This window comes from Moorena sp. SIO4E2, assembly GCF_010671945.1.
GTDB lineage: Bacteria > Cyanobacteriota > Cyanobacteriia > Cyanobacteriales > Coleofasciculaceae > Moorena > Moorena producens.
This window is the reverse complement of the sequence record NZ_JAAHIE010000202.1, coordinates 1-11,957: the sequence shown is the minus strand read 5'-3', so window position 1 is coordinate 11,957 and position 11,957 is coordinate 1. Positions and strand designations below refer to the sequence as shown.

Here is an 11,957-nt window from a genome sequence, read left to right as displayed (position 1 = left end):
ATAATTAATAGGAGTAGAGTGGGCATCCTGCCCGCCCGAAAATAATTAATAGGAGTAGAGTGGGCATCCTGCCCGCCCGAAAATAATTAATAGGAGTAGAGTGGGCATCCTGCCCGCCCGAAAATAATTAATAGGAGTAGAGTGGGCATCCTGCCCGCCCGAAAATAAGCATGAAACTGGCAAGATGCCAGTTCCACCAAGATGCCCATTCCACAGGTGCGACCCAAGGGCGATTTACTCGCCCATTGGAAAGCGCACCTACTCTTAAAATCATTCCATTATTCTTAAAATCATTCCATTATTAAGCAACGCCAGTTTTTTTTATACCCTTGGAGAAGATGCTATCTTTCTCTTTGAGAGCCAGCCTAAACCTAAAAGACTAAGTCCTATAACTGTCCCAGGTTCAGGTACACTTGCTGGTTCATCTTCAACCAGCCCAAAACTCGCTGTCTCTACAAATTCTCCATCTATCTCGAACACAGTAAAAAACTCTGGAAAACTCGGAGCCGGACCAGTAGCAGGGCTAAAACTAAAATCTTCTGTACTCCAACGTAATTGCTGGCCAGCTCCAGCTCCTTCGAAGATTAACCACACAGGCTCTGTAGTAGAATCGGCCTTGGTATAGGTTCTATTGTCGAAAAAAACTCAATCTTATCTACCGGATAACTTATCTCGATCACTGGAAAATCCGGTATAGAAGCAAAAAATTTCCTCCGGGTTTCATTGGCGTCATCATAGCTGAACTTACCAGAAAATTCTTCTGTTCCAAACTCATAGGTAATAGTAATAGCTTGGGCAGGATTAATTTCAATCACTGCTAGGCTTAAAGCCGCACCAGTAGTGATTATTGCTAATTTTTGGCAGATCCTTTGTCCCTTAAACATTAATTTAAACCTGTCTCTTATTTGTTGATATTACTGATTTTTCACTCATCTAATTAAGTCTATACCAAGGGTCATTATAGTTGACCAACATTACAGAAGCTTTACAGAAAATTTAATTAAAAATTATAAAATACCATTGTGGATAACGGTTGAGACTATAGCAATAGGGGTAGGGAGTAGGGAATAGGGAATAGGGAACAAAAAGGGGTTGATAAACTTTAAATTTCTTAACACAGTTAACAGAATTGATGTCCAAGTAGTTATTTTGAAACTTGTTGATAAATCCCAACCACATTCTGGTAAACTAATCCGTCAGCCTTCAGCCGTCAGCCTTCAGCCTTCAGCCTTCAGCCATTTGCTTAGCGTGGGCAATGCGCAATGCGCAATGGCAAAACGAGAGCATTTAATAGTTCGAGATTAATGAGAATTGAAAGTTTCGGTAAAAGCTGATAGCTGATACGCGACACGCTGATCGCTGGTATTTCAAGTAACAGTAAGGAGAAACTAATTAATACTAAACTCTAGCGTTTATCAGAGTTATCAGGTACATTAAATTTTATTATCCCTACTCCCTACTCCCTACTCCCTACTCCCTGTTCCCTTTGCTATATGATTGAATTTGCGTCTTTCAAAACTCAACTAGCTGCTTCAGCTCCCCGTTTGTTTGAGCTAATTGATAGTTTTAAGCAATCCAAGGTACTAGTGGTTGGTGATTTAACTCTTGATGAGTTTCTCACAGGTGAAGTGGAACGAATTTCACGAGAGGCTCCAGTATTAATAATACGTCATGAAACCACTCGTCAAACTCCTGGTGGTGGGGCAAATGCTGTTTATAATCTCGCTAAGCTGGGAGCAGAGGTAAAGGTAGCTGGGTTTTTGAGTAAGGATCCTCAAGGGCAAGTGCTGCGGACGATGTTTGAGGAGGTGGGGATTGATACGAGTACGATCGTGATTGATCCAGACCGACCAACTGTGACCAAAAGCCGGATTGCTGGTCATGCCCGTCAGTCGGTGACTCAGCAGATTGTGCGAATAGACCGCAAGTCGGATGAATTGCCAGACCGGGATAAGCAGTTAGAGTTGGCAGCACAAATACAACAGCATTTAGGTCAGGTGGATGCTGTGGTTTGTTCTGATTACGGAGATGGTGTATTTACACCACCAGTGATTGAAGCCGTTTTGTCTCACGACCGCACCATTGTAGATACTCAGAAGAATCTGGAGCGTTATCATGGCGCTAGAGTTTTTACTCCTAATCTGCCAGAAGCGGAGCGAGCAGTGGGGTATGGGATTAAGAGTTTTGAGGATTTGTTGAGAGCTGGTAGAGATTTGTTGGCACTGACTCAAGGGGAAGAAATTCTGATTACTCGTGGTGAACAGGGGATGAGTTTGTTTGCTCGTGATGGTAAGGTTGAGCATATCCCAGCGTTTAATCGCACCGATGTATTTGATGTAACTGGTGCTGGGGATACGGTGGTAGCAGCCCTGACCTTGAGCTTGTGTCTGGGGGCTTCCTACTGGGAAGCAGCGGTTTTGGGTAATTTAGCCGCTAGCATTGTGGTGCGTCAGTTTGGTACAGCAACTACTAGTCAGGATGAGATGAAAGAGGCTTTACAGGGATTGTTGGAGGTTGAAGCATAAACGTAAGCATATGCGCTACGCGCACGCGATCGCGTTCAGCCGTCAGCCCTCAGCTATCAGCCCTCAGCTATCAGCCCTCAGCTATCAGCCAAAGGCCTATGGCCAACGGCTGACCCCTAACTACTGTTCGCTTAGCCTGTGCGTAGGGCATATGGTTAGATGGGATTTTCCTCAGACTTTCAACTCTGATTCATCTCGAACTATTAGGTGCGACCCGTGGCGAATTTAATAATTAGATGCGGAAAGCGCACCTTTAAATTCTCCTGAGGTTTATTTTAAGCATTAGGCTGACAGCTGACAGCTGACGGCTGAATGCTTAAGTTTTTTCTTTCATCATTAGTTTTTACTTTCATCATTTAATCTTTTAGCTAACTTTACTGACTCTTCAAAATCAAATCCAGGAATGTTTGATTAACTATTGATAGTAGTTTTTTAGGTCAATCCTGATGAAATTAACTGACATTAGTGCTTCTTTAGTACTCCTGGGAGCGATCGCAGTTACTCCAGCTTATGGAGCCTCCGTATCATTCAGTCCGACTGGGTCACAATTAGACAAGGATGCCATCAATGACCTTCAAGTCAATGTTGATGACACCATTGATTTCTCTTTCGTGTTAGATACTAGCGGTCTCACCGCTAATTTACAATCATTAGACATTCTTGTACAACAAGATTCTACTGAGCTTGTTACTCTAGAAGGATTTAGGACAGATGCAGATCAAGCTGCCTTTTCAGAGTTTACATTCAGCCCAGTAGAAAACCCACCCTTGGGGATATCTACAGCACTTTTTCAACGTAGTGATTCAATTGGAGTTTCTCCAGACTCTATCCTAGAGATAGTTGGGACAACTGACCAAGTACTGCCTGGGTTTAAGAATGATGGATTGCCTGACTTAGTAGTTACCGTTACCTCGGCAATTGATGCTAATGGTATAGACGTAACCAGTCTATTTCAACCAGCTAGCCAAGGTCTTGATCTTCAGCCCGCCCCTGTTCCTGAAACCACATCAATTTTAGGTTTATTAGGATTAGCTGCTTTGGGGACTAGTTCATTATTAAAGAACTGTTCAAAACGGGTTTAATTGTTTCAGTAGTATTCATAGTTTCAGGTTTTGTGGATGTAAACATTTAGCTGTCAGCGGTCAGCCGTCAGTAGTCAGCCGTCAGTTTATTTTATTCAAAAGCTGTTCGGTGTAGCTTGGCCTAGGGCTAATGGCTGAACGCGATCGCGTGCGCGTAGCGCTTAAGCTGATAGCTGAACGCGATCGCGTGCGCGTAGCGCATTAGCTGATAGCTTACAATCACTCCCGACTCCCGACTCCCTCGGTGCGCTTACAGTCGTCGAATTAAATTCGCCACGGGTCGCACCGCTCCCGACTCCCTAGAATTAATTAGATGATGCTACGGATTTATTAGCAGCGTGAGCTTCTACCATCCGGGAAATATCAGGATTATAGAGTCGCAAATAATTCCAATAATTACCAAACACTGTTTTCACGTAACCTTTGGTTTCTCGAAAGGGGATTTTTTCAATAAAGGCGTCGGGGTCACTAAAACCGTATCTATTCACCCATTTGGAGACATTACCGGGACCAGCATTGTAACTGGCAACGGCTAATAAAGAGTTGTTACTGTTCTGTTGGTGGGTAAAGCTGAGATACCATGTCCCCAATTTAATGTTGTCATCAGGATTTTTAAGATTGTATTGTTTCAACTGGATTTTTTGGGCAACCCAACTACCTGTTCCTGGCATCACTTGCATTAAACCCATGGCACCAGCAACGGAACGGATTTCTGGTTCAAATCTAGACTCTTGGCGAATTAAGGCAGTTACTAGTAAGGGATTAAGCTGCCGTTGACCAGACCAGTTAAGAATTGAATTTTGGAAAGGGAAGGGAAATAGAGCATGCCAGTATTTTGGTTCGTCACGCAGTGCTGCCCATTCGGCTTTTTCTTGGGGAGTCTCTCGTCGTTTTAGGCTCCAGACTTGGTTAATGCCTTTGAGATTATCCCCAATCCCTAGGCGCAATACACCATCAGTAAATTGCTCCGAGACACTGAGTTCCTTGCGGTTTCCTAATTCCACTTGCCACAGAGCCCAAGCATCCTGATCTTGACCAAGTTGGTACAGTTCTTTTAGGGTTCCAGAACCGTCTTTTAGTAAGGGTCTAGCTTGGGGTCTGACAACTTTGGGCATTAAGTAGCGCACGGAGGTGAAGTCCCCTACATTCCAGCCTAAATAGTTGGCCGACCGCCATGCATAGTAGGATTCTGGATAACGAGCTAGTACATGTTCAAAGGCAGCTTTGGCATCATTAGGACGCCCGAGCTGACTTGCCCATCGACCTACCCAGAAGCCAGCTTGGGCAGCGATGTCACTATCAGGATTGTTGGTGGTAATCGGTTGCGCCCATTGCCATGCTTCTTGTAGCTGGCCTTTTGCTGCTTTTTTTTGAGCCATTTGCCAACGATAATTAGCCGCAGCATCAGAACTAGCATATTGGGTTAGTACCGACTTACGAGCTTGGCCAGCAGACACTTTGCTGTTGAGCTTTTCTAGGATTTTGGCTTTGTCGAGCAAGGCTTGAGGAGCTTCATCGGGATAATTCTGGATGACTTGATCCAGATAAGCTAAGGCTTCTGTTCGCTTAGAGATACTGGCAAGACGCCTTAAGGCTAATCCGGTTTCTTTGGCATTGGGATAGGCGCTGATTAACTGTTCATAAAAGATTTTGCCTTTGCTGGCTTTGGTATCTAAATGAAGTCCTCGACCTGCTCGGTAGAGATTGCGGGGAGTGCGGGGGGCTTGGGCGTAGGCTTTACCAGCTTTGCCATATTTCCAGGTTTCCCAGTAACCAGTGCCAATCATTTCCCAGTCTTCGGGGGTGAGTTGCTCAGGGTACTTGTCAACGATCCGGTCTCGGATCTCCTGCATTCCTAAGGCTTTAGGAGTGTGCTTGGCTAAGATTAATAGTAATGGGAGTTGGTTGGGATTGTTTTTGAGGCGCTGTCGGACAATTTCTAGAGTACGGGGATGGCTGGGATATTTTGCGATCGCATCGTCCCAGTACTTGGGATTAGATTTGCCTAGATGATAAAGGGCTTCTGCTGCAACTGCTTGGTTGGGGTACTTTTTCAGGATAGTTTGCCAAACTCCTGTAGCCGATTCCCTATCCCCCATGGCTTGGTAAGCTTGAGCACGTTTGAGGGCAACGTGGGATGCTAAAACCGGATAATCTGACTCAAGCCCTTCGAGATGCTTTAGGGCTTGTTCTGGCTGATTTTGTTGAATTAAATCCGATGCCAACAGATAACGGGCGCGATACTGTTCCCGAGACTTCGGACCTGAGGCAAAGGCATCTAGGTTAGTTGCTCGTTGTTGGGGTGGCAGAGAAACCAGCCGTGCTACAGCGGATTTGCCTGTTGACTCCGTTAACCCTTGGCTAGCAGTCTTGTTTTCCTCCTTTTCCTCTAGTTGATTTGCTACGGTGACACCTAAGAATACTGCTCCCAGGCACACTGATACCAATAACACTATGGCTCCAGCCAATAACCGAAATTGCTGTCTACGCTCTTTTAACATAAATCCTCACCCAACAAAGTTCAGCAGTTGAAAGTCTCTCAGCATATGACCCATAACCAGGGTAATCTGGTTTCCCTCTTGAGTTATGAACCATTATAAAAAGTTCTTGGCTACGAACCTGGAACCGAACTTAGTCAAAGTTGGTCAGATTTGGTCATAATTAACAGAGCACGAAGCCAGCAATAACTAGATAATTATAATAACTATTATGATAACTATATTTTTATCACCCTGATGAGGCACATTTTTCTTACCCTTAGCACGCTCTATTCCATATCTTAGAACTAGGTTACCTTTAAATTGTGACGATTTATGGTAAGATTGCCTATATTTTTGTTATTTCAGGAAACTGGCAAGATGCCAGTTCTACGCCTGATGCCAGTTTTACCAAGATACCTGTTCTACCTACCGGGTCAAACTGAACTTGAAAAGAAGTCATGGCTGACACCACCACAATTAATCAGATTCGATTCACCACTGCAGACCTAGATCTGTTAACAGACGACGGCCATAGATATGAAGTTATTGATGGAGACCTGCTTGTGACCAGATCCCCCCATTGGAATCACAACAAGGTGGTGGGAAGACTATATAGTGCCGTTGATTCCTGGTCTTTAAGTGATAAGGGTTATGGTGAAGCTGTTCTAGTTCCAGGTATTGTTTTTGACCAAGAAAATGCTGTGGAACCGGATGCTGTCTGGGTTTCCGACAAGAATCGCTTGCCAGAGATGCTTGATCAAGCAGGTCATTTAACCGAAGCGCCAGACCTGATCATAGAATCTTTATCACCAGGAAGTCAAAACGAGCGTCGTGACCGAGAAGTCAAACTGAAACTCTATTCAGTGCGCGGGGTTCGTGAATACTGGATTGTGGATTGGCGCACTACTAAAGTTGAGGTTTATCGACGAAAAAATGCCAAGCTTACCCTAGTCGAGACTCTGTTTCCTGGAGATATACTGCGATCGCATTTGCTTCCTGGTTTTGAGTTGCAGCTCCAGATTGTGTTTTTGTAACCATCCTAAACTACCCTATGCTATTTAATTATAGTTTATTTTGTCATTCTATAATACTATTTTTTTTAGCCAATACAGCTAAACTAAGGAATACTATTAATCCACCAATCAAAATACTCAGAGTAAACCAAGCCAAACCACCAGTTGGTTGGATAACTAATAAGGATCCAATAAATTGAGCTAGCAAAATAAAATAGAGAACATTAGTAATAAAATTTCGAGAGCGATTGCTAATGAAATATGCTCCTAGGGGAGCACCTAAAATAACCACAGGGATGCCAACTAACCAGTAGTGAAATTCTTGAATTCCAAAATCATGAAGAAAGAAAAGATGCCAAACAAATCCTACAATACTATTTCCCGCCATGAGGCAGACGCTTGTAGGAGTAGCAACTTTTTCTGACAGGCGATATCGAATTGTCACCACTGAAAAAGTTAAAATGTCAATTCCACTTCCCACAATTGAAACTACTATTCCCCCTAGGAAGCCCAAAAAAATAAAAAGTTTTCTTTCTCCTGATGAAAGAGGTGGAAGTTTCTCGACAACTGAGCGAGATCTGTTCATATTTAAATAAAAAAGAGCTATGCCAAAACTTAACCATAGAGAAACAAAGAACATTTTGGCATAGGGAGGGGAAATCAGAGGAGCAATATAGTAACTTCCTAAAATAACTCCGCCAACTCCTCCCCAACTACATAATAATAAATAGTTTTTTTGAATGGGTATTTTTCTCGTCAAAATCAGATAGGTGGCTGAGGTCATGCCAATACTTTGAATCGCCAAACTGAAATTACGCGCTACTTCTGGTTCAATCTGAAAAATTAGGGTCATAATGGGGAAAGCAACAGCCCCACCTCCCTCCGCTGTAGCACCAGCGATAAAAGAGGCAAACATCATGGTCACGGACATGAACCAATTTTGGATAAATAAATCCCATTGATTGGTATGTACCATATAGGTTAGCCAGACAGTAAAAATTGCTGCCATTGGAGCTATTTGATGGGATTTAAAATTTAGATTTTTCATAAATAAAATTGTGATTATTTTATTATCGATCTAGCAGTTTTAAATTGGGTGAGGTACAAATTATTTGGTTTTAGGGAACAGGGAAGACAGATAAGAAACCCACCCCTAAGGCCTCCCAGGAGGGGAAGAGGGAGCAGGGAAAAAATCCTGTGTACCTCAGCTGCGAGCCATGGCGAATTTAATTATTAATGGGTAAAGGGCACCTAATAGTTAGGAAAAACGTTGCCAACAAAGCCTTATTTACAGACATAAAAAAATTGATTTTAAACGTCGATTTTAAATATCCTTTAATCAATGATATCACAATTACCATCCCACTCTTTGGGACAAAATATTTTTTATTTATTGATTCAGTTAATGTCTTGATAATTAGTGTAGACTATTGTTCAGCAATATTTGCAATTAAGTCAGTTTCAAGTTCTGGTAGCTCTTCTTGTAATGACTCTTGAATAATCTGATTCAAACGAGAGTTAAATATGTCTAATACTTCTGAAGTATAAATGTATTTTAGCAATAAATCCATGACCTATTCCTACTTAATAATAAGGGGTTTACAACTGGCTAATTAGGTTCACATTTGACTAATTAATTGCTATTAATTGAAGCTTCTGGGATAAAGTATTATGCTTTTTGAGAGTCCTAAGAGCGTGTTTAATAATCCAACTTGTTTCCTTGGTTGGAGATTCTTTTCGCCACCGCAAACAGGTATTGATTACCCAATCTGGAGTAGATTTGCTGGCATCATTCAACCAGTTACCAACCGAACGCTGCACATAATTACTGGGGTCTGAACGAACAAATTCTAATATGGTCAAACCTGGATCGGGGTTTTTCTTCAAAGTCGGAATATGTTTACACCAAACGCCACGAGGACGAGTAGCTTCTACCGCACAGCGTCGAATATTGGGGTCTTCATCTTTCACCCACTCTGTTAGTAACTCGAAGCTATAAGCTAAATCATCCACAAGATAAGAGCGAAGGGCATCCCAAGCGCATTCTCTGACAGAGAAACTACCATCAGTGGCGAACCTACGCATTATTTCTAACCTCTCGGGTAAGGATAAAGTCTCGTCAGCGGCTATACTAAAAGCAGCCCAAGCTCTAACCATGTCAGAAGTATGACTAGCCAACCTTTCAAAAATTTCTGTTCGGTTTTCTTCTTCTTCTAGAGCCTGAAAGAGTATTGTGCCAATGCCTTTTAGTCGCTTGGTAATGCCTTGGTCTTGAAGTTTCAAGCTCTGATCATACAAGTGATCAATTTGTTCTTCCCAACCTATTTCTGTAAGACTAGTCCGAAGCAGAAAAGGCATATCAATGGCTAACCATTCGACGAGATTGACGGTCTCAATTTTTCCTTGATTGAGTGCCGATAAAACTTCATTAGGAATTTCAGAACGCTTCCTTGCTCCTTTTCTCGCTTTTAGCCTTTCAAGTTCAACTGTGTGCATAATAAACAGTTGCTTTTTTAATATCTTGCATCACAATAAAGTAGGGTGGGCAAAGTGCTATTATCTAGAATTATCAAAAAAAAATAAACTGTCTTTGCCCACCCTACAACCTTCCTATATCCAATAAGGTACAAATTGATCCCCCTAAATCCCCCTTAATAAGGGGGACTTTGAGGTTGAGGAGTGTACCTCATAACTGCGATAAACGCTATAAAGTAGGGTGGGCAAAGTGCTATTATCTAGAATTATCAAAAGAACCAAACGGTTTTTGCCCACCCGACAAGCTGACGGCTGACCGCTGAATGCTTAGAATAGAAAGTAGGGTGGGCAAAGTGCTATTATCTAGAATTATCAAAATAAATAAACGGTCTTTGCCCACCCTACAACCTTATCATTTTGATACCCGATGAATAATGCGATACACAATTAACCCAGCGATCACACCAACTACCACATGAAATAGCACAAACACGACACTGTAAGTCAAGCAAGGTGTAAAACCAGCGGTGGGGCAATCTAAGGATTGTTTAGGGTCTAGTTGGGCGATAATAGACTCTACCGGTTTACCAGCAGCTTGGGAAGAAATACCACTGACCGCTAAACCAATACCCACCGAGGCAATCCAACGTTCTAATCGTTTCTCTTGTTGTGCTTGTTCAGTCTCCACAATGCCTCGGATACTACCAAGCATCTGGTCAAATAATTGCTGACCCGGTTTGAGATAATTGAGGTTGACTTGAATCTGATTTTGAAACAGCTTGGTTCTTTGGTTGAGGAAGTATTCCAAAAACTCGATATTATCGTCTTTGAGACTATATTCGCGGATTTTTTCTAGCCAGTAGTCATAGTTGGCGGCATTGGTAGCGATCGCAGTGTTGTGATCCTCCATGTCTCGCAGATAACCAGCATAGTCAAAGGTCTTGGATGGCATCTCGGTCAGTTTTTGCTTCAGTTGCTCTAGCCGTGTTTCTCGCTCTGTTGGCAATTCCTTGAAGCGTTGAACGTCTTGTTCTAGTTGCCCATATAGCTCTCTAGTTTCGCGATAACACCAACGAGATTCATGATAAGCAAACAGGATTTTACTGCGACAGCACAATAGATTGAAAAATGACAAAGACGTCTTTTCAACCAGCTTTAAGGTTTCTGGGTGACGGTTTAAGCAGACCAGAAGGTGACATTGCTCCGTTGGTTTCTCCTTACCGTTGTCATAGGCAAAAATTGGGCTACCAAATAACTGCCCAAATGCGCTAAATTCAGGTTTTTGGTCGGTTCCCTGGAAAAAAGCATCCACACAGGCATCGGCTAACTTTCTATCTTCATCGGGACTGCCCACTGGTTCGCCATAGAGCACTAAGGTTTGTCCCAAAGAAGCTTGAATAGTGCTGGATAGGAGGCACCCTTGGGGATTTAACCGACTAAATTGACTGGCTGCAACGGTGACATTCTGGTAATAGAGGGTTAGGTCAAGGGCATAGGTGTCATGAATTTGTCGGGGATAGACCTCTACTGTTAGGGCAGAGCCTTCTATTTGCAATGGTGGCGTATAGGTTAAGCGACCATTCCCTGGGAGTAAGTCTACGTGATCGCTTGTGATCCCTGTTTGGCTTGGAGGGGATTGTAATTTTTCCGGTAAAGATTTCAGGTCTGGGATAGCTAGGGGTTCGCTGAGGTTAGCACAGTGTTGCCACAACTGATCCGCATCCTGTCGCAACTGTCCCAGTTCTTGGCTGAGGTCTTGCCAGAGATGGAAGGCATAAAGGGTGACGCTGGGGTTTTTGATTGGCAAGGCGGTGTCAGTCATCAGCCTTTGGGATTTTTGGGTTTTTCGGTTTCTTCAGTAGAACTCTTGCGGAGGGCATTAATCAGAGTTTCCTTTAAGTTTTTTTCCTCTTCGGCTTTAGTTTCATCAGTGGGGAAAGTGCCTCCAATTCCCTTCTTATCAATTGTTTTACTAGCAAGTAGAGCTATCAAAGCATTATTAATGTCTGAGTGAGAAGCACACCACCGAGAAATCCCATTGGCTAGCTGTTCCGTATCACTTGGTAATGAAGTAATTAATTCTTCTAGGTCCGTTCGTTCTGAGTCTTTAAACAACTCAGTTTTGGTATCCAGTAGTTGTTTAAAAGCAGATAAAAATAGATAATTTTCAGCTTTCATAGTCTTAACTCCTATTGACCAATCCCACAGAATGCAGCCCAATAAAATGGTGAATTAAAGGGTTTATCGCTGTTATCAAAATTGTGAAGCATAGCCTTACTTACGTATTTCTGAACAAAAGTCGCAGGCAAATTATCAATGTACTCCTCTAATTCTTCTTTGCTGCTATCCCGCAGCCAGAGTTGCCCTTAACCAAGCGCAACT

General features: G+C 42.8%; 13 protein-coding genes. 4 read left to right on the top strand and 9 right to left on the bottom strand.

What is annotated here, in order from left to right; genetic code table 11:
• Positions 1–127: 127 nt before the first annotated feature.
• Genes F6K37_RS20125 through F6K37_RS20115 form a run of 3 tightly spaced genes read right to left on the bottom strand, consistent with a single transcriptional unit; the run spans position 128 to position 884 of the window.
• Entirely contained in the window at positions 128–274 is a 147-nt protein-coding gene (locus F6K37_RS20125; RefSeq protein WP_154659863.1) for a hypothetical protein, read from the bottom strand.
• A 47-nt stretch (positions 275–321) separates the two neighbouring features.
• Positions 322–594 (bottom strand): PEP-CTERM sorting domain-containing protein, encoded by a 273-nt coding sequence (locus F6K37_RS20120; RefSeq protein WP_287251724.1) that lies wholly within the window; start codon positions 592–594, stop codon positions 322–324.
• Positions 585–884, bottom strand: a complete 300-nt coding sequence (locus F6K37_RS20115; RefSeq protein WP_287251723.1) for a hypothetical protein — start codon at positions 882–884, stop codon at positions 585–587. Before F6K37_RS20115 ends, F6K37_RS20120 begins: the two co-directional genes overlap by 10 nt.
• A gap of 609 nt (positions 885–1,493) precedes the next feature.
• Between F6K37_RS20115 and F6K37_RS20110 the strand changes: the two genes are divergently transcribed.
• The 3 genes from F6K37_RS20110 to F6K37_RS20100 all read left to right on the top strand — a co-directional run bounded on the left by F6K37_RS20110 (position 1,494) and on the right by F6K37_RS20100 (position 3,607).
• Positions 1,494–2,525: a bifunctional heptose 7-phosphate kinase/heptose 1-phosphate adenyltransferase gene (locus tag F6K37_RS20110; RefSeq protein ID WP_287251722.1), complete on the top strand. Its 1,032-nt coding sequence runs from the start codon at positions 1,494–1,496 to the stop codon at positions 2,523–2,525.
• Positions 2,526–2,535: 10 nt separating this feature from the next.
• The gene (locus tag F6K37_RS20105; protein ID WP_287251720.1) at positions 2,536–2,754 is read left to right on the top strand and encodes a hypothetical protein; all 219 of its coding nucleotides are present in this window, start codon (positions 2,536–2,538) and stop codon (positions 2,752–2,754) included.
• Between the two features lie 217 nt (positions 2,755–2,971).
• Positions 2,972–3,607 carry a hypothetical protein gene (locus tag F6K37_RS20100; RefSeq protein ID WP_008187290.1) on the top strand — a complete coding sequence of 212 codons (636 nt, stop codon included), beginning with the start codon at positions 2,972–2,974 and terminating at the stop codon, positions 3,605–3,607.
• 305 nt (positions 3,608–3,912) lie between these two features.
• On the opposite strand, the gene F6K37_RS20095 is transcribed toward F6K37_RS20100, so the two are convergent.
• Positions 3,913–6,108 (bottom strand): lytic transglycosylase domain-containing protein, encoded by a 2,196-nt coding sequence (locus F6K37_RS20095; protein ID WP_287251719.1) that lies wholly within the window; start codon positions 6,106–6,108, stop codon positions 3,913–3,915.
• A gap of 437 nt (positions 6,109–6,545) precedes the next feature.
• Between F6K37_RS20095 and F6K37_RS20090 the strand changes: the two genes are divergently transcribed.
• The gene (locus F6K37_RS20090) at positions 6,546–7,121 is read left to right on the top strand and encodes a Uma2 family endonuclease (RefSeq protein WP_287251717.1); all 576 of its coding nucleotides are present in this window, start codon (positions 6,546–6,548) and stop codon (positions 7,119–7,121) included.
• A 43-nt stretch (positions 7,122–7,164) separates the two neighbouring features.
• Here the strand turns inward: F6K37_RS20090 and F6K37_RS20085 are convergent, their stop codons facing one another.
• The 5 genes from F6K37_RS20085 to F6K37_RS20065 all read right to left on the bottom strand — a co-directional run bounded on the left by F6K37_RS20085 (position 7,165) and on the right by F6K37_RS20065 (position 11,753).
• Positions 7,165–8,148, bottom strand: a complete 984-nt coding sequence (locus F6K37_RS20085) for a sulfite exporter TauE/SafE family protein (protein ID WP_287251716.1) — start codon at positions 8,146–8,148, stop codon at positions 7,165–7,167.
• A gap of 379 nt (positions 8,149–8,527) precedes the next feature.
• Complete coding sequence (locus tag F6K37_RS20080; RefSeq protein WP_008187296.1) at positions 8,528–8,671, bottom strand: hypothetical protein; 144 nt, start codon at positions 8,669–8,671, stop codon at positions 8,528–8,530.
• A 58-nt stretch (positions 8,672–8,729) separates the two neighbouring features.
• Complete coding sequence (locus F6K37_RS20075; protein ID WP_287251715.1) at positions 8,730–9,596, bottom strand: DNA alkylation repair protein; 867 nt, start codon at positions 9,594–9,596, stop codon at positions 8,730–8,732.
• Positions 9,597–9,987: 391 nt separating this feature from the next.
• Complete coding sequence (locus tag F6K37_RS20070) at positions 9,988–11,397, bottom strand: hypothetical protein (protein ID WP_287251714.1); 1,410 nt, start codon at positions 11,395–11,397, stop codon at positions 9,988–9,990.
• On the bottom strand, positions 11,397–11,753 hold the full coding sequence (locus tag F6K37_RS20065) for a hypothetical protein (RefSeq protein ID WP_287251713.1): 357 nt from the start codon (positions 11,751–11,753) through the stop codon (positions 11,397–11,399). The genes F6K37_RS20070 and F6K37_RS20065 overlap by 1 nt, the downstream gene beginning before the upstream one ends.
• Between the last annotated feature and the right edge of the window lie 204 nt (positions 11,754–11,957).